Here is a 23616-nt window from a genome sequence, read left to right as displayed (position 1 = left end):
GTCCGGGCCGGATGACCGCGGCCAGTTCAGGCATAGGCATATGATCCATCCGGCCGCGTTGGCACGCGACGTTGCCAATGGATATAGCCGTGTTCCTGCATGGCCTTCTCGTCCATCTCGACCCCCCATCCGGGGCGGTCGGGCCGCAGTTCCAGATAGCCGTCCTTGGGCAGATAGGGGTCGACGACATAATGCGCGGCTTCTTCGCGGCGCTGCACGGTCGTCCCGCCATAGCTGTAGACCTGACCGACCGGCAGCCGGTATTCCAGAATCCTGAAATTCTGCTGCGCGACCGAGAAATGCACGTTCACCGCCGTCGCCAGCGGACCCATGGGATTATGCGGAGCAATGCCCACGAAATGCGCCTCGGCCAAGGTGGCGATGCGCCGCATTTCACAGATGCCGCCCACGACGCAGATATCGGGCTGGATCAGATCCGCGCCCTTGACCTGCAACAGCCGCAGGAATTCGTTGCGGTTATACAGCGACTCTCCGGTCGCCAGCGGGCAGTTCAGTCCTTGGTTCAGATCGCCGTAAAGCTCGATGTTTTCCGGGCGCAGCGGTTCTTCAAAGAACAGGGGATCATAGGGGGCCAGCGCATTGCCCAGCGTGCGCGCGGAATGCACGTCGAAAATCTGCGCATGGGCATCGAAGGCGATGTCATAGCTGGTGTCCACCGTCTCGCGCAGGTCGCGGAAATAGTCGGCCGAGGCGCGCACGACCTCGCCCCAGCGGTGGGCATGCAGATTGACGCGCCACGGGCTGAGCTTGAAGGCCGAAAATCCCCATCCCTCGTGCAGGCGGTCAAGTTCCTCTTTGGCGGCGCCGACATCGGGGGCGGTATAGACGCCCGCATAGACCTTGATGCGGTCGCGGACCTCGCCCCCCAGCAGCTTGTAAACCGGCACGCCCGCAGCCTTTGCCGCAAGATCCCACAGGCAGTGATCCAGCCCCGAAATGGCCGCCAGCCCCAGCGCGCCCGGCGGAAAGCGGCATTGCTGGATCATGTGGTTCACCAGATGATCCACCCGCGTCGGATCCTGTCCGGCGATGAAGCCATACAGATAATCCAGCAGCGGCGGCAGCGCGAGGTCCGGCCCGTGGTTGTAGCATTCGCCCCAGCCCGTCAGCCCGTCATCGGTATCCAGCGCCACGATGACGCGCGGGCGGTCCTTGTCGCGGGTCATGAATACCCGCATCCGGTCGATTTTCATCCTGCTTCCTTTTGCAATCCCAAGGTCGCGCGATAGCCAAGGCTGCCGTCGCGCAGCATTTTCGTATAGGGGTGGCGCAGATCGTCATGGATCATCGCCTGCCGCGAGGCGATCTCGACGAATTTGCCCGTCTGCATGACGGCGATGCGGTCGCTGAGATGCGTCACCACCGCCATGTCGTGACTGACCAGCACATAGGTCAGCCCGGATTTTTCGCGCAGATCCTTCAGAAGGTTCAGGATTTCCGCCTGAATCGACACGTCCAGCGCCGAGGTCGGTTCATCCAGCAACAGCACTTTCGGTTCCAGGATCAGCGCGCGGGCAATGGCGACGCGCTGGCGTTGCCCCCCGGACAACTGATGCGGATAGCGAAAGCGGAAGCGGCGCGGCAGGCCGACCTGATCCAGCGCCTTTTCGATGCGCGCCTCGGTATCGCCGATGCCGTGAATGTCCAAGGGTTCGGACAAGGCCCGCCCGATCGTATGGCGCGGGTGCAGCGATCCGAACGGATCCTGAAACACCATCTGCTGCAGGCGCAGCTGCGACAGGCTGCGCCGTTCCGGCCGCAGCGGCTGGCCCGCGGCAGATATGCTGCCCTGCCAGTGTTTCACCCGCCCGGCGATGGCCCCCAGAACCGTGGATTTGCCGCAACCGGATTCGCCCACCAGTCCGAAACATTCGCCCTCGGCCACGGTCATGTCGACACCGCGCACGACATGATTGGCCTTGGCGCCATGCCCGAAGGTGACATGCAGGCCCAAGACCTCGATCATCTTGCTGCCCTGCATGTCACACCCCCGCCCATGCCGGGTCGCGATGCAGCACGGCAAGGCGGTCCTTGGGCTGGGTCAGACTGGGAAGCGCCGCCAGCAGCCCGCGCGTATAGGGATGCTGGGCTTCGTCAAGCTGCGAGGCGCGCAACTCCTCGACGACCCGGCCGGCATACATGATCAGCACCCTGTCGCAAAAGCTGCGCACAAGGTTCAGATCATGCGAGATGAACAAAAGCCCCATGTCGTTTTCGGCCACCAGCTCGTCCAGAATGGTCAGAACCTGCTGGCGCACCGACACGTCAAGCGCCGAAGTCGGCTCATCCGCGATGATCAGCGCGGGCTTGGCGATCAGCATCATCGAGATCATGACCCGCTGCCCCATCCCGCCCGAGACCTCGTGCGGATAAAGCTTCATCACCCGCTCGGGGTCGCGGATATGCACCTTGTCCAGCATCTGCGTGGCGCGCAGCCGCGATGCGTGGCGCGACAGGCCTTCGTGCAGGATCACGGTTTCCGCGATCTGTTCGCCGACCGTCATCACCGGGTTCAGCGAATATTTCGGATCCTGCAGGATCATGGCGATGCGATGCCCGCGGATGGCGCGCATCTGGCGTTCAGGCAGGGTCAGAAGATCCTTGCCCTGAAACGCCATGCGCTCGGCCGTGATGCGCGTCTTTTTGGGATGAAGCCGCATGATCGCGCGGCCGCAGGTGCTTTTGCCGGATCCGCTTTCGCCGATGATGCCGACCTTTTCGCGCCCCAGATCGAAGCTGACACCGCTGACCGCGGGCCGGATCTGGTGCAGCGAGGGGAAGGCGACGGTCAGGTTCCGCACGGACAGCAAGGGGTCAGGATCAGGCATGTTTCGGGTCCAGAATATCGCGCAGCCCGTCTCCGAGCAGGTTGAAGGCAAGGCTGACGACCAGAATGGCGATGCCCGGCACGGCGGTCAGCCACCACGCGTCCAGCAGATACTGCCGCCCCTGCGCCGCCATCGCGCCCCATTCCGGCATCGGCGGCTGCGCACCAAGGCCCAGAAAGCCAAGCCCGGCTGCCGTCAGGATGATCGAGGCCATGTTCAGCGTCAGCCGGATGATGACCGAAGGCGCACAAAGCGGCACGATATAGCGCAGCAGGATGCGCGTGACGCCCGCGCCCTGCAATTCGGCGGCGACGACGAAATCGGAATACCGGAAGGTCAGCGTCTCGGCCCGGACCAGCCGGGCCACGGGGGGCCAGATCGTCAGCGCGATGGCGATGACCGCATTTTCGATCCCCGGCCCCAGCGCCGCCGAAAAGGCCAGCGCCAGAACAAGGCTGGGAAAGGCCAGAAAGATATCCGTGATCCGCATCAGGACCGTATCGACCCAGCCGCCCAGATATCCCGCCGCCGCCCCGATGACAAAGCCGATCGGCCCGACGATGACGGTGACAAGGATGGCGATATACAGCGTGGTGCGCGCGCCCCAGACCAGCCGGGAATAGACATCGCGGCCCAGTTCATCCGTGCCGAACCAATGGGCGGCGGACGGGGGCTGAAGCGCGCGCGCGAAGTCCTGCGCAAAGGGATCATACATCGCGACCCAAGGCGCCAGCGCCGCGATCAGCGTCAGCAGGATGACGACCGCAAGCCCGCCGAAGGCCAGAGGATTGGCGCTGAAATTCAGCCACGCGACGTAGGCCTGATGCGCCTTGGCGTGGCGCGACGAGGTGAAGTCCTCGCTCAGCAGCCATGCGCGCAGACCGGGGGTTCTGAGGGCAACTGTCATGTCAGCGGGTCCTTGGATCGACGAGGCGGTAAACGATGTCGGACAGCAGATTGATCAGGATCGAGATCAGCCCGATCAGCAGGACCGAGCCCAGCACCGCATTCATGTCGGCATAAAACAGCGCCGCCGTGAGATACTGTCCCAGTCCCGGCCAGCCGAACACGGTCTCGATCAGCACGGCACCGTCCAGCAGCCCGCAGAATGCCAGCGTCACGACCGTCAGAAGCTGCACGCGGATATTGCGGAACGCGTGTTTCCAGATGATCGCCGGTTGTGCCAGCCCCTTGGCGCGGGCGGTCAGGATATATTCCTGATTAAGCTGCTCCAGCATGAAGCTGCGGCTCATCCGGCTGAGATAGGCCATCGCGGCATAACCCAGCAGCAGCGCGGGCGCGAGGATGTGGTGGATGGCCGAAACGAACACCTCCCATTCACCGGCAAGGGCCGCGTCAAGGATCAGCATGCCGGTCGGGCCTTCGACAAGCCCGTCATTGTAAAGGTCGATCCGACCGCCCCCCGGGATCCAGCCCAGACCGGCGTAAAAGATCAGGATGACCATGGTGCCCAGCCAGAAGATCGGCGTGGAATGGCCCAGCAGCCCGACCACCCGTCCCAGATGGTCGACCCATGTGCCGCGCCTGACCGCCGACACGATGCCCAAAGGCACGCCAAGCACCGTGCCGATGAAGATCGCAAGGATGGCCAGTTCCAGCGTCGCCGGAAACACCCGCGCCAGATCGCTGGCCACCATGTTCTTGGTGACGTTCGACTGGCCGAAATCCAGATGCAGGACATTCTGCACATAGCTGAAGAACTGCACATAAAGCGGCTGATCCAGCCCAAGCTGCGCATAGACCCGGTCATAGGCGGCCTGATCGTAGGTATCGCCCAGAATGGCCAGCACAGGATCGGCAGGCACCATCCGGCCGATGATGAAGGTCAAGGCCAGCAGCCCGAACAGCGTCGTGGCCACCACGGCGAAGGACGTGGCAATCTTCTGCAGGGCCTCGATCAGCCCTTGCGCCTGCGCCCTGCGATTGCCTGCCAGATGAATGTCGCTCACATCGGTCTCCTGCGGTCAGGTTCAGGCCTTGGTCACGGTATCCCATCGCGTCACCCATGTCGGATGCCCGACATAGCCGCTGACATTCGCCGCGACCGCCTTCACGTCGATCCGCTCGAACGAGGTGACCAGCGCGGGCGAACTGTGCAGATATTCCTCGTTCAGCGCGGTATAGATCTCGGCGCGTTTGGCCGGGTCGGTTTCGCGGGCGGCGGCAAAAACCTTTTCCTGCAGCGCCTGCGGCACGTCCCATGCCGCGCGCCATGCCAGCAACCCGCTGAGCGGCGCGCCGTCGCTGTTGTCGGAATTCGAGGCATAGGATTGCAGGATCGCATGCGGGTCCGGCAGACGCTCGCCGCTGCGGGCAAGATAGATGTCGGTGGTGCGTTCACGGAACTTGCCCAGATAATCGCCCACCAGCAATTCCAGCCTGATGCCCGCCTGCGCCGCATTGGCCTGCAGCGATTGCGCAAATTCGAAATAGGGCGTGCCGGCGGGCAGATAGCATTTCTTGGAAAACCCGTCCGCCAGTCCCGCCTCGGCCAGCAATTCCTTGGCCTTTTCGATGTCCAGCCGATAGGGGTTCTGATCCACGACCCCGGTCAGGCCGGTCGGGATGATCGTCTGACGCATCACTCCGAAATAGCGCATCACCGTGCTGGAGAGCCCGTCATAATCGATCAGATAGCGGAACGCCTCACGCACCTGCGGACGCGACAGGATGTCGTCCTTCTGGTTCAGCGCGATGTAATAGAAGCCGAAGCCGGGCACTTTCTGGATGTCGATTTCTCCGGCCGTCTCGAATCCCGCCAGATCGGTCGAGGACAGCCGCGTGGCCACATCCAGATCGCCCGCCTGCAACTGAAGCCGCTGCACCGAGGATTCCGGCATATGCCGCATGATGACCCGGCGCATCGCAGGCGCGCCGTTCCAGTAATCAGCAAACGCATCGGCCATGAACACATCGTTGGGCCGGAAGTTGCGCAGCGAAAACGGCCCCGATCCCGCATCCGAGGCCTGCATGAAGCTGCGCCCCATATCGCCATTCTGCTCTTTGCTGAGCGCAAGTTCGCGGTCGACGATGGAACAGCCGGAACTGGCCAGCGAGCCAAGGATCAGGCTCTGGTTCCAAAGCTCGGGCGTCTCGATCACCACGGTCCGCGCATCAGTCGCGCGGATCAGCGTTTCGACGTTGTCATCGTTGAAGCCCCATTGGCGCAGGTCGATGGCGGGCGACAGCCCCAGTTTGACAAGGCGGTGCAGCGACCATTCCACATCCTTGGCGGTCAGCGGATTGCCGGAATGGAAACGGACGCCTTCGCGGATGGTAAAGGTGAAGCTGCGCCCGTCTTCCGACACGTTCCATGCCGTCGCGAGTTGCGGCTTGGGCTCGGTCAGGTTGTCGGGCTCGAAAAAGACCAGCCGGTCATAAAGGTTCGCAAGGATCTCGATCGACTCGATCTGGTTGGCCTCATGCGGATCGACACCCCGCATCGTCGTCATATTGGTCGCGATCACGAACTGGTCGCGCGGGGTCGCCGCGCGGGCCAGACCGGCGGGCAGCATCGTGACGATCGGCAATGCGGCAGCACTCGCCAGAAACTGACGTCTCAGCATGGTGTCTCCTCCCTCCAGGCAGACCCCTATGTCGTTTTTGCAATCGACAATAATTGGGATGTGATATATCAAATTTCACAGTGCGGCTGCGCAGTCAACCGGAGAATTTGTGATGACCACCCTTGCCCCTTTGGATGCGCTTGCGACGGCCGGGCTGCGCGAACATGTGCATCGCGCGCTGCGGCAGGCGATCCTTTCGGGAACCTATGCGCCGGGCACGCGGCTGAATGAACGCCAGATCGCCGAACAGCTTGGCGTCAGCACCACCCCCGTCAAAGAGGCCCTGCGCCAGCTGGATGCCGAGGGGCTGGTGCTGATCAAGCCGCGCAGCGGTGTCGTCGTGCGCTTCGATTACGCCTGGGCCGAAGAGATGATCTTGGCGCGGGCGGCCATCGAATCCACCATCGCCCGGCTTGCCGCGCAGCGCATCCTGCCGGATGACATATCCGCCCTGCACGCGATCATCCAGCACATGCGTGATGCCACCGACAAGGGCGGCGCAGAAGAGCTGATCCGCCTGAACGAGGTCTTTCACACGGCGATCCGGTCGGCGGCACGGGCGAATTATCTGCGCATTCTGAACGACCGGCAGGATGTCTATGACACCGGCGCGCGGCGGGTGATCCATATGGACCCTGGGGAACGCCAGCGGGCATTCGACGAACATGCGGCCATCGGCGCCGCGGTCATCGCCAAGGATGCCGATGCCGCAGAAGCGGCGATGAAGGCGCATGTCCTGCGCGCAGGCGAAAGCTATCTCAACCTCGTATTCTCCAAAGATAAGGACTGACCCGTGACTGACAGCATCCAGACGATCCGCCAGGCATTGAAGGGCATCTCGGGCGTTCCGGTCACCCCTTACGGCCCCGATGGGCAGATCGCGCCTGCGCTTCTGATCCCGCTGATCCAGCGGCTGGCGGGGGCCGGGATCCATAACCTGATGGCCGCCGGCAATACCGGCGAATTCTTTTCGCTGTCGATGGACGAAATCCGCCGCGTGCACGCCATCACCGCCGAGGCCGCCGCAGGCCGGACGCTGATCAGCGCGGCCGTCGGGCGTTCGCTGGTCGAGGCCAAGGCCCTTGCCCGTGATGCCATCGCCGTCGGATGCGGCGCGATCATGAGCCATCATCCGATGGACCCCTTTGCCAGCCCCGCCGCGCAGGTCGATTACTTTCTGGCCCTGGCCGATGCGTCGACCGTTCCGGTCATCGCCTATGTCCGGACCGATACATTCGCGGTCGATGATTTCCGCCGCCTTGGGGCGCATGAAAACATTGCCGGGGTCAAATACGCCTCAAGCAACCTGATGCTGCTGGCCGACGTGATCCGCTCGACCGAGGATCTGGACACGATCTGGGTCTGCGGGCTGGCGGAAGCATGGGCCCCGGCCTTTTACGCCATCGGCGCGCAGGGCTTCACCTCGGGCTTCGTGAATGTCTTTCCCGAAGTCTCGCTGGCCGTCCACGCGGCGCTTGTCCAAGGCGACTATCCCGCCGCGCGCCGCCTGATCAACCGCTTTGCCGGGTTCGAGGCATTGCGCACCCATTACCGCAACGGCTCGAACGTCACCGTCGTCAAAGAGGCGCTGGCAATCCTTGGCACCGAAATGGGCGCGGTGCGCCTGCCCGGCGTGCCGAAACTGTCGACGACCGAGCGCGCGCAGCTGGAAACGATCATTGCCGCGCAGACCGCCGCCTGATGCGGGCGGCGTCTGGTCGCTGGGAAAGGTGACGCCCCGCCCTGCCGCATCAGCGGCACGCGGCACGCGGCGGGGCTTTCATCGCAGGCATGCAACGGGATGCCCCAGCGCTGATGCCTAGGGCAAGGCGTCCAGCGCCCCCAGATCCAGCCGCAGCACCGCGCCCATGGCATCCGGGCGATAGTCGGGATGTTCGGGCCGGGACGGTTCGCTGACCGACATGAACAGCGCCCCTGCGGTTTCGTCCAGCGACAGGTTACTAGGAAAGGTCGGTATGTTCAGCCGCCGCTCTTCGACATATTCCGCCGCGTCGATCACCACCAGACCGCCCCAGCCGACCGGGTTCTGCTGGTCGATGCCGTAATAGGTCACATAGGCCTTGTTCAGCGTCGCGTTGAATTCGACGTCCAAAGCGCCCTTGCCGATGGGCAGGCGGGCCAGTTCCGTGCCGCTTGTGGCATCAAGAACGTAAAGCTGGCCACTGTGGCTGTCGACGGCAAACAGGCGGTTGCGCTGAACGTCCAGCGACAGGTTGACGAAGAAATGCGCGGAGTCATTGCCCGCGCCTTCGGGCGTGTCGCCGGTGGAAAACCGCGTCAGCGTCTTGCCTGTCGCGGCATCCAGCACGATGATCTCATGCGCGCCGCCCGCGCCGATATAAAGCTTGCCCGCCCCGTCATAGGCCAGCCCGGCGGCCCAGATGCCCACATGGTCGATGCGGTGCAAAAGCTTGCCTGCAACGCCGTCGACGATCCAGACGATGCCTTCGTCGGTCGGGCCGGTGACGAAAACATGCCCCGTGGCCTCATCGACCTCGATCATGCGGGTATGTTCCATCTTGCCATCCTTGCCGGGCTGGCCAAGCTGGATCCTGCGCAAGACCAGACCGCTTTTCGCGTCGATCACGGTCAGCGAGCCATCCTTGGTGTTTCCGGCATAAAGCCAGCCGCGCCGGTGATCCATGGCCAGCGCAAAGGGGCGGCGCTGCAGCTGGATGCGGCGGATCACCGACAGATCGTCCTGCCGCAGCATATAGACATCGCCCGGCGCGCCATCCTTGAAATCGGGCACCGAGGCGGCAAAGACCACGCCCAGTTCCGGCACGGCGCGCACCTCGTATCCGCCGGGAATGGCGCTGTTGCGGACGGCCGCCGCGGCGTAATCGGCGGGCTCCAGCATTGGCTTGTCCTGCGCGGATGCAGGCAGGGCAAAGAGCATCGCGGCCAGCAGGACGCGGGAGGTTCTTTTGGGCATGAACAGTCCTCGGATTGGAAAAGGCCCCCCGCGACGGGGGGGCCACAAAGCGTCAGAAGCGCGACACCAGCGTCAGCATGGCATTGCGCGGCTCGCCATAGGCGACGGTGGCCGAGGCGTTGGGGACATAGGTCTTGTCGAACAGGTTGTTGACGTTCAGTTGCGCCGACCACGTGTCGCTGATGTCATAGCGCACCATCGCATCGACCACGGTATTGCCGCCCCGATGCAGCTTCATCTGGCCGCTGGCGGGATAGACATAGTTCCAGGTGTCGTTCTGCCAGCGTGCGCCGCCGCCGATGGTCCATTTTTCATATTGCCCCGGCAGGTTCCATGTCGCGAACAGCTTGGCGGTGCGGGTCGGAAGGAAGGTCAGCGTGTCCTGACCATCCGCATCGGTGATCTTCTGCGTCGATGCGCCCAGAAACAGGTTCAGCCCCCTGGCGATCTCGCCCGAGATCTCCAGCTCAAAGCCCTTGGCGCTGACGCCCTTCAACCCTTCATAGGCCTGTTCGCCATCCGGGGTCAGCACGCCTTCCAGATAGTTGGCCACGTTGTCCTGCGAGGTGTCGAACCAGCTTAGCGACGCATTCAGGCGGTCGTCCATCCACGCCCCCTTGATGCCAAGCTCCTTGCTTTTGCCCTGAACCGGATCAAGATAATCGCCGTTACGGTCCTTCACGTCCTGCGGATTGAAGATCGAGGTATAGCTGGCATAGACCGAGATATCCTTGCTCAGGTCATAGACCAGACCGACATAGGGCGTGGGTTCCTGAAAATGCCGGTCATCGGATTTCCAGTCGGTATATCGCAGCCCCAACACCGCCGTCAGCGGCTCGGCCAGCGACACCCGTGCCGAGCCATAGGCGGCATATTGCGTCGCCCCGCGTTCCCAGTCGGTATGGTTCTCCAGCACCCAGTCGGGCCGCGCCATGTCACCCCGCCAGTCAAAGACGCTGCCCGCCGCCGGCTGACCGCCGCGCGGCACATACAGATCGGACCGCGACCATTCCCGGCCGGCATGGACGCCGAAATTCAGCGCATGTTCGCGCCCGAAGGCCTGCACCGGCCCGCTGACCGAGGCATCCAGCGCAATCTGGCGGTTGAACACGTCGTCCTTTTGCGCGAAGGCCGTCATCCCCTCGCCCGTGATGGGATCGGGCTGGCCATAAAAGCGCATGTGCTCGGCGATATATTCGCGGCGAACCGCGCTGAGGGTGGCATTCGCGGTCCAGTTCCCGCCCAGATCGTGATCGACACGCAGCGTCGCCATGTCCTGCTGCCCCGACCATGAGGCCCACCATGGCGCTGCCGAGAAACCGCGCGGGAAATCCGTCAGCGAGCCGTCGCTGTAGACCGATGCAAAGCCCGCCCATTCCGACCCTATCGGATCATGGTTGCGATGCTCCAGACTGAAGGTCAGCATGGTGTCGGGCGTCACATCCCAGGCCAGCGTGCCATAAAAGGTCTGCTTGTCCACGTGATAGCGGTCCTTGAAGCTGTCGCCGCCAAAGATATCCGCAACCAGCCTGCCCCGCAGCGTGCCCGTGCTGTTCAGCGGGCTTTGCACATCCAGCGTCACGCCCGCGCGGTTCCAGTTGCCGATGCGGGTTTCGACCTTGCCGGTCAATTCGCGCGCGTCGGCCCGCTTTCGTTCGATGCGGACGGCGGCGGCAGGATCGCCCGTGCCGGTCAGCAAACCGCTGGCCCCGCGCACGACCTCGACATGGTCATAGGCCGCGGTCGAGGAATGGATCCCCGTGCCCGCGTGAAAGCCCCAGCCGCCATCGACCAGCACGCCGTCGATGATATAGCTTGAGACCCACTGGCCGCGCGCCCATGTGACATCGCGGTCGGTCTCATAGGTGGCCGAGTTCACGCCGGTGGTATAGGCCAGCACCTGCTGCGTGGTGTCCAGACCCTGATCCTGCATGCGCTGATCGGTGATGACGGTCACGGATTGCGGCGTGCCACGCAGCGTCAGGGGCAGCCCGGTCGATCCGGTCGCGATGTCGGTGGTATAGGAATTCGTGCCCTCGGTCGTGCCGGGCGCGGCGCTGGACAGGCTGATCGGGTTCAGCACGATCGCCCCCGCAGCGGCACCGCTGTCATTTCCGGGCTGTGCCGGCGCAGAAATCGCGACCGTATTGGCGCCGGTAAAGGCATAGCCCAGCCCCGAACCCGCCAGAATACGGGCCAGCGCCTGTTCGGTCGTCATCCGCCCGCGCACCGCCGGTGCCATCGCGCCCGAGGCAGATGCCGTGCGATACGCGATCTGCACGCCCGATTGCGCCGCCAGCATCCGCAATGCGCGGTTCAGCGGCTGGGCGGGAATGTCGAAGTCAGTCGCAGTCGCCGACTGCGCCCACAGCGCGCCCGGCATCAGCGCGACCGGCAGCGCGGCCGCGCATATCGCGGTTCCCGACAGGACGCCCGCCAACACCCGGCCACGCAATACGCGGCCGCAATCATCATTCACTGTCCCAGGCATTCGGCCAGGCCCCTTTTGTCTTCGTTGATGCGTGATCGAAGAGCTTGGGTAACGGCCTGCCTGGTCCCTTCATCATATTGACGCGTGACGCGGGCTTTTGCCCAAAGACGGCAAGAAAGATTTTTTACGCGATCAGGATGATGACGCCCGGAACGCGATGCAGGCTCAGGCCCTGCATCTGCGCCAGGGCCGTCAGCGCGGCCAGCGCCTGATCGGTGGAAAACACCCCGCTGACCGGAACGTCCCCGGCAATATGCGGGGCGATGACCACACGCTCGGCCAGATATCGGCCCAGTTCCTGCACGGCCTGCGCAAAGGCCCGGCCCTCGAAGATCACCCGCCCGCCGCGCCATGCCCGAGCCAGTTCGGTATCTGCGATCTGCGGGGCCGAGGGCGCGCGTCCAGCGCCATAGCTGGCCTGTTCGCCCGCGGTCATTGAAACGCTGTGGCCGTCCGTGCCCGCCGTGATGCGCAGCTGACCCTGATATGCCGTGACGATGGCCTGCTTGCGGTCCAGCCGGATGGAAAACCGTGCCGCCTGCGTTTCCGTCAGGCCGTCCGCTGCGACGACGCCGAACATCCCGGCTGCGGACAGGACGGTGAACTCGGCCTCGCCGCGCAGCAATCCGACACGGCGACGCGCACCGGAATAATCCAGTTTGACCGCACTGTCGGTGTTCAGCGTCACCGAACTGCCGTCCGGCAGCCCGAATGAGGCGATCTGCCCGATCTGGGTCTGGAAATCCGCCCGCAGCGCCACAGCCAATTGCGGCACGAAGACCAGCCCCGCAGCGCCGCCCAGGGCGGCGGCTCCTGTCGCCAGAAAACGTCGCCGTTTCATGCCGGGCTTATCGCGGCCAGCGGCCTCCAAGGCCTGAAGCTGCGTCCAGAAGGCGCGTTCGTGATCGAACGCCTGCGCATTCGCCCCCGAGGCATCGCGCCACGCCTTGAAGCGCGCAAGCTCGGCCTCGGTGATCTGGCCCGAATTCAGGCGCACGATCCAGTCGCGCGCCTCGCGGGCGAATTTTTCGCGACCCTCAGTCATGGTCGATCTGATCGCGCATCTGCGCCAGATGCTCAAGCGCGCGGCGGATGTGGTAATGCACCGCCTGATCGGACATGTCGAACATCTCGGCGATGCGCCGATGCGGCACGTTCTGCAGGCGGTTCAGCAGAAAGATCCGCCGGGTCTTTTCCGGCAGTGCGTCAAGCGCCGCCTGAACCTGCCGCAGTTGATCCCGGCCGATAAGACGGCGCTCGGCAGACAGGGCATCCGAGGGTTCCCAAAGCAGGTCCTGCACCTCGGCGTCGATTTCGGCACGTCGGCGCTCTTTGCGGAAATGGTCGCAGATCACATTGTTCGAGATCTGCTGGATGAACCCGGCAGGGTTATGGATCGTCGTGTCGCCCGGCGCGCTTTCCAGCTTCAGCCATGTGTCCTGCACCAGTTCCTCGGCCAATGCCCGGCTTCCCAGCCGCGATTGCGCCCGCGCCAGACGCTGAGGGCGAAGGTTCATGAATGCCGCAAGAAGTTTGCCAAGGTTGGATTGCTGCAAAGCGGTCAGCCCGTTCAGATGCCTGTCACGTCCTTAGTGCCGGTGCGGCACGCCCGCAATCGCCAAGGATGGCACGTCCAGGCGGCAAGGCCGGGGCCAGCAGTCCCCCGCGACCATGCACCGCGCCCGCCCCGTCTTGCCGCCGCAAGGGCCGTTATCCGATGCGGATACTGCCGTCGCTTTCGTCGAACTGGACCTGCGTGCCCCAATATTGCGACAGATCCGCGATATCCGCGGCAATGCTGCGGGCAAGCTGGCGATCGGCAAGGGCCGGCAGGCCGCGTTCCGACCGCCGCTTGCGGTTCAGGTCCAGATCAAGCGCGACCAGTTTCACGGCGACCCGATCCTCGTCGATATCCAGAACCGCGACGACCGAGCGCGAGAAGCGCGGATCCGCGTTGAACCCGATGGGATTGCCCGCCGCATCCGCCGCGCGCGACATGTGCAGATGCGACGGCAGCGCGTCCCGGCCAAAGCCGTAAGCCGCGAACATCTCGGGCGTCATCTTCTGCATCCCGGCTTCGAATTCCATCAGCAAGCTGCCCAGCGAATAGAAGATCGGCCGCCCGCGATAGATTTCAACGCCGCGCAGCATATGCGGCCCGTGCCCGATCACCGCGGTCGCGCCCGCGTCGATGGCCTTGCGGGCAAATTCTTCAAGGAAGGGCGCGGGGCGGGGGGAATACCAGTTCTCATGCGTGCCCTCATGCGCATGCAGACTGACCAGCACCACCTCGGACCGGTTCGCCGCATCGGCGATATTGGCCAGCAGCGCGGCCTGATCGTCCTTGTTCGCGTGATAACGGATATGCGCGGTGTTGCCCTTTTCAAACCACAGCGATCCCTCGAAGAACGACCCGAATTGCAGGCGGTCGGCGCCGGGATCGGGAATGACCTCGACGCTCATGATCTCTTGGCGGCTGGCGGTGATGCCCAGCATGTCCTCGATCTTCTGGATCTGGGCGAACTGTTCTTCGGGCAGAACATAAGCCCTGCCCCAGCGCAGCGGGTTCAGGCCCGCGCGCGCCGGGATCCCCGTGCCTGCATCCGCTGCCGTGAATTCGGCCGAGCGCGTGGTCCCGGTCGAGATCACGCCGATCCGCCCCTTGGCCGTGTCCAGAAAATGCGGCATCCGCGCTTCGGACAGCGACCGGCCGATGCCGCTGGACATGATGCCCCGCGCCTCGCAGGCCTCGATGGTGTCGATGACACCTTGCGGGCCGAAATCGCCGGTATGGTTGTTGGCAAAGGACAGAAGGTTGATGCCGATGGATGTCAGTTCATCCACCGCCTCGATCCCGACGGCGGTCATGAAGCGGCGCGGCGCGGGGGCGGTGGTGCGGGCCGGGCAGATGAATTCCGCATTGGCAAAGGCTGCATCGCTGTCCTGCAGCAGATCGACCAGCCCCGGATCCAGCCGTTCCGCCAGATTTCCCCCGGAAAACAACGCATCCCCACAGGCAACAATCCGCATCTGAACATCCTTTCCGATCAGCGATCCCGCCGAAGCGGTATGCCAGCGACGGCCCGGACACAAGCCGATTGTCATTTTATGTTCGGCTTGCCGATTGGATTGGAATATTATGACATTAACGGGCCCGCCAGCAGAGCAATATTCCATGAGTGCGACCACGCGCAGAAGTCGTTTCCTTTTTTCCGGTTTCGCACAACTTATCGCTGCTGAAGGGTTTTCGCCGTTGTCCGCTGCGGCTACCAGATGCCTGACTAAAGCCGTTGGAGAATGCATCTGATGACCGCGACCCCGCCCGCGCCCGTGATTGCCTGCAATCTGGACCCCGAACAGGCGGCACGGCTGCGGGCGCATCCGGCACGACCGGTCGTTCTGGAATATGCCGAAGGGGACGTGCCATGGAACGTCCCGCCCAAGGCCGAGGTGCTGATGACCTTTGCCCGTGGCTGGCGTGGCGCCCCGGCAAAGCGCCCCGAAGGCTGGCCGGGCAATCTGAAATGGATGCAGATCGCCGCTGCCGGGATCGACGCCTTTCCCGACTGGGCCTTTGATGTGCCGCTGGTCAGCACCGGGCGCGGCATATCGGCCGACGCCATTGCCGAATACGTCCTCGCGGCGATCTTTGCGCATGAGAAAGGCTTCTTCGATCAGTATCCGCTGCGCGATGCGGCGGGATGGGCGCAGCGCCCCTTGGGCAGCGTCGCGGGCAAACGTCTGGGCCTTGCCGGGTTCGGCGCGATCGGCGCGCGCACGGCGGAACTGGCCGCGGCCTTGGGCATGCAGATCGCCGCCGTCACGCGCAGCGCAACCGTCGCGCCGCATATCCGGCAATATCCGACGCTGGCGCAGATGATCGCCGAAACCGATCATCTGGTGCTGGCCGTGCCGCTGACAGCGGCCACGCGGGGCATGTTGAATGCCGATATTCTGGCCCATGCCAAGCCCGGTCTGCACGTCATCAACGTCTGCCGCGGCGAGGTTGTCGACGATGACGCGCTGTGGCAGGCGATCGAAACCGGACAGGTGGCTGCGGCGACGCTGGATGTCACCTCACCCGAACCGCTGCCACCGGGGCATCGCTTCTATACCCATCCGCGCATTCGGGTGACGCCACATATTTCGTGGACATCGGACGACAATGCCGACCGGATGGCGGCCAAGCTGGCCCGAAATCTGGATGCGTGGCTGCAAGGCCAGCCACCCGAGGACGTATTGCCCAAGGGGCGGGAGTATTAGGATGACCGATACCAGCGGCTCGCGCCAGCTTGCGGCGTTCTGCATCATTCTGGGCGCCGGCGCCCTTTGGGTCGCGCGCGATTACGACGCGGGCAGCGTCATTGCGATGGGACCGGGCTTCTTTCCGCGCGCCATCTCGGGGCTGCTGATCCTGATGGGCATCGTGATCTTTCTGCTGCGGGGCCGCGATGCCGAGCAGGTGCAGGAAGAGCCCGCCCATCCCCTTGTCATCGCCCGCATCATTTTGTGCATCTGCGGCGCGGTCGTGCTGTTCGGGATCACGCTGCAACCGCTGGGTCTGGCGCTGGCGGTGTTTCTGATGGTGCTGCTGGCATCGGGCGCACGCCGGGATGCGGGCATCGTCGGGCCGGTTCTGACCGCGACGGCGCTGGCGGCGCTGGCGGTGGTCCTGTTCGTCTATCTGCTTGGGCTGTCGATCCCGGTTCTGCCAAGGGGATTGATCTGATGGGGGTCTGGGACGGAATTCTGCTGGGTCTTGGCGTCGCCTTGCAGCCGCATAACGTGCTGTTCGCGCTGCTGGGCTGCCTTGTCGGCACGCTGGTCGGCGTGCTTCCGGGGCTGGGGCCGACCGCGACCATCGCCATCCTGATGCCGCTGACATTCGGGCTGGACCCGGTGACGGGGCTGATCGCGCTGGCCGGGATCTATTACGGCGCGCAATACGGCGGCTCGACCACCTCGATCCTGCTGCGCCTGCCGGGCGAGGCATCATCCGTGGTGACCGCGCTGGATGGCCACGCCATGACCCGGAACGGGCGCGGCGGTGCGGCGCTGTCGATTGCGGCGCTGGCCTCGTTCTTTGCCGGGACCATGGGGACGCTGTTCATGGCAGCCTTTGCGCCGGTTCTGGTGGTCGTGGTGCTGAAATTCGGCGCGCCGGAATATTTCATGCTGATGTTTCTGGGGCTGATCACATCGGTCGTGCTGGCGCAGGGATCGGTCATCCGCGCGTTGGCCATGATCCTTGTGGGGCTTTTGCTGGGCATGGCCGGAACCGATGTGAATTCGGGGCAATACCGCTATGATTTCGGCTTTTACGAATTGCTGAACGGCGTGCCCTTCGTGCCGCTGGTCGTGGGCCTGTTCGGGATTGCCGATATCCTTGTGACGCTGGAGCGCGCGGCGAAAGACGATGCCCCGCCGCTGCTGCACAAGATCAGCAGCCTGTGGCCGTGGAAATCCGAGATGCGCCGCGCGGCACCTGCCGCCGCGCGCGGCACGGTGGTCGGGCTGTTTCTGGGACTGCTGCCCGGCGGCGGCGCGCTTTTGTCGTCCTTCATGGCCTATTCGGTGGAAAAGCGCATCTCGAAGACGCCCGAGAAGTTCGGCTCGGGCCTGGTCGAAGGGGTCGCAGCGCCCGAGGCGGCCAACAATGCCGGGGCGCAGACCGCGTTTCTGCCGCTGCTGACGCTGGGCATCCCGTCAAACGCCATCATGGCGCTGATGGTAGGCGCGATGATGGTGCATGGCATCATCCCCGGCCCTCGGGTGATGACGGCGCAACCGGATCTGTTCTGGGGGCTGATCGCCAGCATGTGGGTGGGCAACCTGATGCTGCTGGTCATCAACCTGCCGCTGGTCGGGATCTGGGTGCAGCTGCTGCGCATCCGCTATCATGTGATGTTCCCGATCATCCTGACCGTCAGCGCGGTGGGCATCTATGGCGTCGAGTTCACGACCTTCGACATCTATCTGACCGCGATTTTCGGCGTGCTGGGCTATCTGATGCACAAATGGCGCTGCGAGCCGGCGCCGCTGTTGCTGGCCTTCGTGCTGGGCCCGATGATGGAGGAATATTTCCGCCGTGCCATGCTGGTCGGGCGCGGCGATCCGATGATTTTCCTGACCCACCCCATCAGCGCAGGAATGCTGGTCGTCGCCATCATTCTGCTGATCAGCATGATATTTCCCTCGATCCAATCTTTCCGCCGCAAAGCCTTTGCGGAATAAATCAGGAGCGTTTCCCATGAAGATGTCTGTCAGCCGGCGCGGGTTTCTGGCCGGAACGGTCGGTGCCGCCGCCTTGCTGGGCTTGCCCGCTTTCGCACAGGAATTCCCGGCAAAGGCCTTCACCTATATCGTGCCCTATACCCCCGGCGGCATGAGCGACAATATCTCGCGGTTGATCGGCCAGAAGCTGACGGAAAAGACCGGCCAGCAGGTCGTCAACGACTACAAACCCGGCGCGGGCGGTGCGATCGGGGCGAATTTCTATACCAAGACCCCGGATGACGGCTATACGCTGCTGCAGGCGACCAACAGCTTTTTCGGGGTGATCCCCTTTGTCACCAAGGTCGAATATGATCCGCTGACCGATCTGACACCGCTGGTGCTGGTGGGCGATGCGCCGATGGTGATGGCCGTCCATCCCTCGGTTCAGGCCAATACGCTGGAAGAATTCATCGCCTATGCCAAGGCCAATCCCGGCGCGCTGGCCTATGCCACCGCAGGCAAGGGCACGGTCGGCCATCTGTGCGGCGAATGGCTGCAAGAGCGGGCGGGGATCGAGCTTCTGCACATCCCCTATAACGGGGCGGCTCCGGGCTTTCAGGCCGCCGTCGCCGGTGAGGCGCAGGTCGTCTTCGGCCCGGAAGCGGCCGAGTTCATCTCGGCTGGCAGCCTGAAAGGCATTGCGGTTCTGGGCGCGCAGCGCTGGGACCGGCTGCCCGACCTGCCGACCACCGCCGAGGCGGGCATCGACGGCTGGACCCCGCGCAGCTGGCACACCGTCGTTGTCCACAGCAGCACGCCCGACGCGGTGAAGGAACGGCTGAACAACCTGCTGAACGAGGCGCTTGCCGAAGACAGCACCGTGCAGGCGCTGCGCAATTTCGGCCTGATCCCCGGCATCGCCTCATTGGCCGAAATGAAGCAGCGCGCCGTGGACGACAATACCCAGTTCGGCGAACTGATCCGCAATGCCGGGCTGGCCGTGCAGTAAGGCCCGACCCGTCGGACACAGCAAGAAGGGGCGGCTTGCGACTGCCCCTTCGTCTGTCCCCAATACGCCGGGATCACCGCCCTAGGCCAGAATCTTGCCCGGATTCATGATGCCTTTGGGATCGACCGCATGTTTCAGCGCGGCCATCAGCTGCAGCGCGGCGGGGTCGTATTCGTCGGCCAGATAACCGATCTTGCCCGTGCCCACGCCATGTTCGCCGGTGCAGGTGCCGCCAACGGCAATCGCATGGGCCACCAGCCCGGCATTGATCGCCTTGACCGCCGCGATCTCGGCCGGGTCGGTTACGTCCAGCGCGAAGACGACATGGAAATTGCCGTCTCCGACATGGCCAAGGATGGCGGCGGGAATCGGACAATCGGCCAGCAGATCGCGCGCCACCCGCACCGCGCCCGCCAGTTCCGACACCGGAACGCAGACATCCGACGACCAGCCCTTCGCGCCGATGCGGGTGCCGACCACGGCGTACCACGCGTTATGGCGCGCCTTCCACAGCCGGTTGCGGGCATCGGCATCGGTTGCGGCCTCGAAGCCCTTGCCGCCGCAATCCGCCACGATCTCGGCCACCTGTTCGGCCTGTTCGGCCACGCCCGCATCCGAGCCGTGGAATTCAAAGGCCAGCGTATCCGCCTCTGGCAGCGACAACCCCGAGGCCGCGTTGACCATCCGGATCAGCCCGCGATCCATCAACTCCATCCGCGCGACGGGAATGCCGAATTGCGTCACCATGGTGGCCGCCGCGACCGCCGCGTCAATGTCGTCGAAATGGCAGACGGCAGCGGAAATCGCCTGCGGGATGCCGAACAGCCGCAGCGTCACCTCGGTGATGATGCCGAAGGTGCCTTCGGATCCCACGAACAGCCGCGTCAGGTCATAACCCGCCGAGGATTTTCGCGCCCGCGACGCGGTGGTGATGATCTGACCGTCCGGCAGCACCACCTTCAGCGACAGCACCACCTCGCGCATGGTGCCGTAGCGCACGGCATTCGTCCCCGAGGCCCGCGTCGCCGCCATGCCGCCCAGCGTGGCATTCGCGCCGGGGTCGATGGGAAAGAACAGCCCCTGATCGCGCAGATGCGTGTTCAGCGCCTCGCGCGTGACGCCCGCCTGAACGGTGCAATCCAGATCCTGCGCGCTGACACGCAAAACGCGGTCCATCTGCGTCAGATCGACCGAAATCCCGCCCTTCAGCGCGCCCAACTGCCCCTCAAGCGAGGTGCCCGCGCCAAAGGGGATCACCGGCACGCCTGCCGCATGGCATTGGCGCAGGATCGAGGCGACCTCCTCGGTGCTGTGGACATGGATCACGGCGTCGGGCGGAGCCGCCTTGTGCCATGCCTCGCCGCCGCCATGCTGGTCGCGCAGGGCTTGCGAGGTGGAAAAACGCGGTCCGAATTCGGCCGCAAGGGCGGTGAACAATGCGGCGGTCATGCGTCCTCCGCCGGGCCGGTGGCGACGGGCGTCTGGGTCCCCTGCCCCCATTCGGACCACGATCCGTCATAGACCGCCACATCCGTGCGCCCCAGCAGCGCCAGCGCGAAGGCCAGCGCCGAAGCCGTCACCCCCGACCCGCATGAGGTGATGATCGGCCGGTCCAGATCGACGCCCGCCTGCAGGAACACGTCGCGCAGTGCCTCGGGCGGCAGCACCTTGCCTGTCGCGGGATCCGACAGCAGGTTGAAGGGCAGATTGCGGCTGTGCGGGATATGACCCGAACGCAGACCGGCGCGAGGTTCGGGCACGCGGCCCTCGAACCGTTCCGCACTGCGGGCGTCGATGACCTGCGCGGTCTGATCCGTCACATTGGCCAGCACAGCCGCGCGGTCCGTGACCAGATCCCGGCGCGGCGCCGGGGTGAAGCGTTCGGCAGCCAGCGCGGGCAAGTCGGTCGTGACCGGGCGCCCTTCGTCCGTCCATGCCTTCAGCCCGCCATCCAGCACCGCCACATTTTCATGCCCGAACATGCGCAGCATCCACCATGCCCGCCCCGCCGACATCAGGCCCGCGCGGTCATAGACGACCACCGGCGCACCATCCGCTACGCCCAGCCGACCGGCGATCTGCGCGAATTCCTGTGCCGAGGGCACCATATGCGGCAACGGCGATGCCGTGTCGGCGATCGTCTCGATATCAAAGAAACGCGCGCCGGGAATATGGCCTGCGGCATAGATCGCCGCCGCGTCGGGATCGGCGCCCGGCATGGTGAAGGTGGCGTCCAGCACCACGACATCGTTCAGGTGCCGCGCCAGCCATTCGCTGGAAACAAGCGGGCCGGGAAGGGAAAGGGTCATCAGATTACCTCAGGCAGTCAGTCGGTCGCCGCGCAGCATGCGGGCAGAACAGGGCAGGCAGTCCTGCCCCCGGAAAAGCTGGTCCTCCAGCCGATAGGTCGTCACGCCGCCCCGCAGCCGCGTCACCAGATTGCGTCTGGCCTGCAGCCGCTTGGACAGGTCCCGGCGCGGCGGCGCATGTTAGGCTGCCCCCCAGTCGAAGGCCATGGGTGATTTCCCGGCCGATGCCCGGTGCCTGCGCAGTTTTATGAAAGCCGTTGAGATCGGTGAGCGCGGTTCTGATCGCAGCCCTGCCACATGCCCCACGCATTCCAGCTTCACGCCGATGTGCCCGGCGCGGCGCATTCCGTCGCGTTGAAGCCAAGGACGATACCGGCTGTCAGCCTCGCACGAGACCGGCCTTCAGACTGAGCAAGCCGTATGCCGCACATCATCTGACCGATGTGGTGATAAGTCAGTACATGCTTTCGGGAAAACGCGCATCAGCGCAGCGCTACCACCAGCCAACCACTTGAAAAGGTTAAATGGTGGGCGACCCTGGAATCGAACCAGGCATGGGTCTCCCCGGCGGAGTTACAGTCCGCTGCCGCACCTTGCAGCACGTCGCCCGCCGAACGCCTCGGCGTGGGGGGTCATTACCCATAGCGGCGGGGGGCGTCAAGCGGGATCGCGGGAAAATTCGCAACTCGGTCACCGGATCGCGCAAAGATGGTCCATGGTTGCATTCAGCCGCATTTTCTGTGCAACCCATCAGGAAACCGGGGATGGGCCAATGACCGAGAAACCGCAGAAATCCAAGAAGCCCACATGGGTCATCGACAAGGAACGCGCCCGCAGGGCGGCGGCGGCGGAAACCGTGTGGCTGTTCGGCCTGCACGCCGTCCGGGACGCCTTGGCGAACCCCGCGCGCGAAAAGCTGCGCCTTGTCGTGACGCAGAACGCGCTGGACCGTCTGGGGCCGCTGCCCGAGGGCATCGCGCCTGAAATCACCGACGCCCGCACCTTCGACCGCGCCGTGCCCCTGCCGCCGGAAAGCGTGCATCAGGGCGCCGCGCTGGAGGTCAAGGCGCTGACATGGGGCAAGCTGGCCGATCTGGCGCTGTCCGGGCCGGGCAAGCCCTTGCTGGTGGCGCTGGACCGCGTGACCGATCCGCATAATGTCGGCGCCATCCTGCGCTCGGCCGAGGTGTTCGGCGCGCGCGCCGTCATCGCGCCCTCGCGCCACAGCGCACCCGAAACCGGGGCGCTGGCCAAGACGGCCTCGGGCGCGCTGGAACGTCAGCCCTATCTGCGCGTGGGCAATCTGGCGGATGCGCTGATCGAGCTGAAAGAGATGGGCTATATCGTGCTGGGGCTGGACGGCACGGGCGATGCGTCCTTGCCCGACGCGCTGGCCGCCCTGCCCGGCCGCGCCATCTGCCTTGTGCTGGGTGCCGAAGGCCCCGGCCTGCGCGAACGCACGCGCGAGACCTGCGACCAGATCCTGCGCATTCCCTTTGCCGCGGATTTCGGGTCGCTGAACGTGTCGAACGCGGCGGCAGTTGCGCTGTATGCGGCCTCACAGGTCGGTGCGGATGGATCACAAGCCGGATAGCCTGCGCCAGCGCCTGTTGAGAATCTGCGGTCGGTTTGCCAGATCGTAAGCATCCACACGCCAGAACCGCAGAACCCGCAGACATGATTCGCAGCGCCATCCTATGCACGACCCTGATGCTGACCGCCTGTGCCGCCATGGCGCAGGACTGGGCGCTGGATGGCATGGATCCGGTCTCATACACGCAGGACGGCGCGGCGGTGCCGGGGCGCACCGATCTTGTGACCATGTGGCGCGGCGAGGCATGGCATTTTGCCACCGAACAGAACCGCAACCAGTTCGAGGCCAATCCCAAGGCCTATGCCCCCGGTCTGGGCGGTCTGTGTGTCGTGGCGCTGTCCGAAGGCCGGTCCGAGCCGGGCAACCCGCGTTTCTTCGCCGTCATCGGTCAGCGCACCTATCTGCTGCGCTCGGAACAGGCGCGTGAGCGGCTTTTGGCCGATCCGCAGGGGGTCCTGATGCGGGCCAAAGCCGTCTGGGCCAAGCTGCACCCCTGAAATTTTCACGTTTTTGCGAGACGGGTGGAACTTTTAGGCCACTGTGCACATTTATTTCCTGAACATGTGCACGGAACGCCATGTTCAGATCACTGTCCCTCGTTCCGC

The 23616-nt window shown here is 64.5% G+C and carries 21 protein-coding genes and 1 tRNA gene; 8 read left to right on the top strand and 14 right to left on the bottom strand.

Going from position 1 to position 23616, the window contains the following annotated elements; all coding sequences use genetic code 11:
• Positions 1-26: 26 nt before the first annotated feature.
• From GL284_RS14290 to GL284_RS14265, 6 genes are read right to left on the bottom strand one after another with little or no spacing between them, the layout of a single operon-like run.
• Positions 27-1214: a galactarate dehydratase gene (locus GL284_RS14290; protein WP_155045308.1), complete on the bottom strand. Its 1188-nt coding sequence runs from the start codon at positions 1212-1214 to the stop codon at positions 27-29.
• Complete coding sequence (locus tag GL284_RS14285) at positions 1211-2002, bottom strand: ABC transporter ATP-binding protein (protein ID WP_230383079.1); 792 nt, start codon at positions 2000-2002, stop codon at positions 1211-1213. The genes GL284_RS14290 and GL284_RS14285 overlap by 4 nt, the downstream gene beginning before the upstream one ends.
• Before the next feature lies 1 nt (position 2003).
• Entirely contained in the window at positions 2004-2849 is an 846-nt protein-coding gene (locus tag GL284_RS14280; protein WP_155045307.1) for an ABC transporter ATP-binding protein, read from the bottom strand.
• Positions 2842-3756, bottom strand: coding sequence for an ABC transporter permease (locus tag GL284_RS14275; RefSeq protein WP_155045306.1), 915 nt, complete (start codon positions 3754-3756; stop codon positions 2842-2844). The genes GL284_RS14280 and GL284_RS14275 overlap by 8 nt, the downstream gene beginning before the upstream one ends.
• A gap of 1 nt (position 3757) precedes the next feature.
• On the bottom strand, positions 3758-4819 hold the full coding sequence (locus GL284_RS14270) for an ABC transporter permease (RefSeq protein WP_341870385.1): 1062 nt from the start codon (positions 4817-4819) through the stop codon (positions 3758-3760).
• 21 nt (positions 4820-4840) lie between these two features.
• The gene (locus tag GL284_RS14265) at positions 4841-6436 is read right to left on the bottom strand and encodes an ABC transporter substrate-binding protein (protein ID WP_155045305.1); all 1596 of its coding nucleotides are present in this window, start codon (positions 6434-6436) and stop codon (positions 4841-4843) included.
• 112 nt (positions 6437-6548) lie between these two features.
• Between GL284_RS14265 and GL284_RS14260 the strand changes: the two genes are divergently transcribed.
• Both GL284_RS14260 and GL284_RS14255 read left to right on the top strand, forming a co-directional pair.
• Positions 6549-7226: a GntR family transcriptional regulator gene (locus GL284_RS14260; RefSeq protein WP_155045304.1), complete on the top strand. Its 678-nt coding sequence runs from the start codon at positions 6549-6551 to the stop codon at positions 7224-7226.
• Positions 7227-7229: 3 nt separating this feature from the next.
• A complete protein-coding gene (locus GL284_RS14255) occupies positions 7230-8138 on the top strand; it encodes a dihydrodipicolinate synthase family protein (RefSeq protein WP_341870384.1) in 909 nt (302 codons plus the stop codon).
• A 117-nt stretch (positions 8139-8255) separates the two neighbouring features.
• On the opposite strand, the gene GL284_RS14250 is transcribed toward GL284_RS14255, so the two are convergent.
• The 5 genes from GL284_RS14250 to GL284_RS14230 form a co-directional block, all read right to left on the bottom strand.
• Positions 8256-9392, bottom strand: coding sequence for a YncE family protein (locus GL284_RS14250; RefSeq protein ID WP_155045303.1), 1137 nt, complete (start codon positions 9390-9392; stop codon positions 8256-8258).
• A gap of 52 nt (positions 9393-9444) precedes the next feature.
• Entirely contained in the window at positions 9445-11883 is a 2439-nt protein-coding gene (locus GL284_RS14245) for a TonB-dependent siderophore receptor (protein WP_155045302.1), read from the bottom strand.
• Positions 11884-12007: 124 nt separating this feature from the next.
• Positions 12008-12928, bottom strand: coding sequence for a FecR family protein (locus tag GL284_RS14240; RefSeq protein WP_155045301.1), 921 nt, complete (start codon positions 12926-12928; stop codon positions 12008-12010).
• Complete coding sequence (locus GL284_RS14235; RefSeq protein WP_155045300.1) at positions 12921-13400, bottom strand: RNA polymerase sigma factor; 480 nt, start codon at positions 13398-13400, stop codon at positions 12921-12923. Before GL284_RS14235 ends, GL284_RS14240 begins: the two co-directional genes overlap by 8 nt.
• Positions 13401-13593: 193 nt before the next feature.
• Positions 13594-14913 (bottom strand): CapA family protein, encoded by a 1320-nt coding sequence (locus tag GL284_RS14230; RefSeq protein WP_155045299.1) that lies wholly within the window; start codon positions 14911-14913, stop codon positions 13594-13596.
• Between the two features lie 276 nt (positions 14914-15189).
• Between GL284_RS14230 and GL284_RS14225 the strand changes: the two genes are divergently transcribed.
• The 4 genes from GL284_RS14225 to GL284_RS14210 are packed head-to-tail and all read left to right on the top strand — an operon-like array spanning position 15190 to position 19108.
• Positions 15190-16146, top strand: coding sequence for an NAD(P)-dependent oxidoreductase (locus GL284_RS14225; RefSeq protein WP_230383078.1), 957 nt, complete (start codon positions 15190-15192; stop codon positions 16144-16146).
• A 1-nt stretch (position 16147) separates the two neighbouring features.
• Entirely contained in the window at positions 16148-16612 is a 465-nt protein-coding gene (locus tag GL284_RS14220; RefSeq protein ID WP_196216778.1) for a tripartite tricarboxylate transporter TctB family protein, read from the top strand.
• Positions 16612-18117, top strand: a complete 1506-nt coding sequence (locus GL284_RS14215; protein WP_155045296.1) for a tripartite tricarboxylate transporter permease — start codon at positions 16612-16614, stop codon at positions 18115-18117. The genes GL284_RS14220 and GL284_RS14215 overlap by 1 nt, the downstream gene beginning before the upstream one ends.
• Positions 18118-18133: 16 nt before the next feature.
• Positions 18134-19108, top strand: a complete 975-nt coding sequence (locus GL284_RS14210; RefSeq protein WP_155045295.1) for a Bug family tripartite tricarboxylate transporter substrate binding protein — start codon at positions 18134-18136, stop codon at positions 19106-19108.
• An 81-nt stretch (positions 19109-19189) separates the two neighbouring features.
• Here the strand turns inward: GL284_RS14210 and GL284_RS14205 are convergent, their stop codons facing one another.
• The 3 genes from GL284_RS14205 to GL284_RS14195 form a co-directional block, all read right to left on the bottom strand.
• A complete protein-coding gene (locus GL284_RS14205; protein ID WP_155045294.1) occupies positions 19190-20557 on the bottom strand; it encodes an FAD-binding oxidoreductase in 1368 nt (455 codons plus the stop codon).
• Positions 20554-21417: a 3-mercaptopyruvate sulfurtransferase gene (sseA, locus tag GL284_RS14200; RefSeq protein ID WP_155045293.1), complete on the bottom strand. Its 864-nt coding sequence runs from the start codon at positions 21415-21417 to the stop codon at positions 20554-20556. The genes GL284_RS14205 and sseA overlap by 4 nt, the downstream gene beginning before the upstream one ends.
• Positions 21418-21942: 525 nt before the next feature.
• A tRNA-Tyr gene (locus GL284_RS14195) sits at positions 21943-22026 on the bottom strand.
• 163 nt (positions 22027-22189) lie between these two features.
• On the opposite strand from GL284_RS14195, the gene GL284_RS14190 reads away from it, so the two are divergent.
• Entirely contained in the window at positions 22190-23011 is an 822-nt protein-coding gene (locus GL284_RS14190) for a TrmH family RNA methyltransferase (RefSeq protein ID WP_155045292.1), read from the top strand.
• Between the two features lie 83 nt (positions 23012-23094).
• Entirely contained in the window at positions 23095-23508 is a 414-nt protein-coding gene (locus GL284_RS14185) for a YHS domain-containing (seleno)protein (RefSeq protein ID WP_155045291.1), read from the top strand.
• Positions 23509-23616: the final 108 nt, after the last annotated feature.

Source organism: Paracoccus shanxieyensis (assembly GCF_009711265.1).
Lineage (GTDB): Bacteria > Pseudomonadota > Alphaproteobacteria > Rhodobacterales > Rhodobacteraceae > Paracoccus > Paracoccus shanxieyensis.
Note: the sequence above shows the minus strand (reverse complement) of the source record. Positions and strands in the feature narration are given on the sequence as shown.

Excerpts from the sequence above, each read along its gene's own strand:
- GL284_RS14290 (WP_155045308.1), bottom strand. The coding sequence starts at position 1,214 with ATGAAAATCGACCGGATGCGGGTATTCATGACCCGCGACAAGGACCGC.
- GL284_RS14285 (WP_230383079.1), bottom strand. The coding sequence starts at position 2,002 with ATGCAGGGCAGCAAGATGATCGAGGTCTTGGGCCTGCATGTCACCTTC.
- GL284_RS14280 (WP_155045307.1), bottom strand. The coding sequence starts at position 2,849 with ATGCCTGATCCTGACCCCTTGCTGTCCGTGCGGAACCTGACCGTCGCC.
- GL284_RS14275 (WP_155045306.1), bottom strand. The coding sequence starts at position 3,756 with ATGACAGTTGCCCTCAGAACCCCCGGTCTGCGCGCATGGCTGCTGAGC.
- GL284_RS14265 (WP_155045305.1), bottom strand. The coding sequence starts at position 6,436 with ATGCTGAGACGTCAGTTTCTGGCGAGTGCTGCCGCATTGCCGATCGTC.
- GL284_RS14260 (WP_155045304.1), top strand. The coding sequence starts at position 6,549 with ATGACCACCCTTGCCCCTTTGGATGCGCTTGCGACGGCCGGGCTGCGC.
- GL284_RS14250 (WP_155045303.1), bottom strand. The coding sequence starts at position 9,392 with ATGCCCAAAAGAACCTCCCGCGTCCTGCTGGCCGCGATGCTCTTTGCC.
- GL284_RS14245 (WP_155045302.1), bottom strand. The coding sequence starts at position 11,883 with ATGCCTGGGACAGTGAATGATGATTGCGGCCGCGTATTGCGTGGCCGG.
- GL284_RS14240 (WP_155045301.1), bottom strand. The coding sequence starts at position 12,928 with ATGACTGAGGGTCGCGAAAAATTCGCCCGCGAGGCGCGCGACTGGATC.
- GL284_RS14235 (WP_155045300.1), bottom strand. The coding sequence starts at position 13,400 with ATGAACCTTCGCCCTCAGCGTCTGGCGCGGGCGCAATCGCGGCTGGGA.
- GL284_RS14230 (WP_155045299.1), bottom strand. The coding sequence starts at position 14,913 with ATGCGGATTGTTGCCTGTGGGGATGCGTTGTTTTCCGGGGGAAATCTG.
- GL284_RS14225 (WP_230383078.1), top strand. The coding sequence starts at position 15,190 with ATGACCGCGACCCCGCCCGCGCCCGTGATTGCCTGCAATCTGGACCCC.
- GL284_RS14220 (WP_196216778.1), top strand. The coding sequence starts at position 16,148 with ATGACCGATACCAGCGGCTCGCGCCAGCTTGCGGCGTTCTGCATCATT.
- GL284_RS14215 (WP_155045296.1), top strand. The coding sequence starts at position 16,612 with ATGGGGGTCTGGGACGGAATTCTGCTGGGTCTTGGCGTCGCCTTGCAG.
- GL284_RS14210 (WP_155045295.1), top strand. The coding sequence starts at position 18,134 with ATGAAGATGTCTGTCAGCCGGCGCGGGTTTCTGGCCGGAACGGTCGGT.
- GL284_RS14205 (WP_155045294.1), bottom strand. The coding sequence starts at position 20,557 with ATGACCGCCGCATTGTTCACCGCCCTTGCGGCCGAATTCGGACCGCGT.
- sseA (WP_155045293.1), bottom strand. The coding sequence starts at position 21,417 with ATGACCCTTTCCCTTCCCGGCCCGCTTGTTTCCAGCGAATGGCTGGCG.
- GL284_RS14190 (WP_155045292.1), top strand. The coding sequence starts at position 22,190 with ATGACCGAGAAACCGCAGAAATCCAAGAAGCCCACATGGGTCATCGAC.
- GL284_RS14185 (WP_155045291.1), top strand. The coding sequence starts at position 23,095 with ATGATTCGCAGCGCCATCCTATGCACGACCCTGATGCTGACCGCCTGT.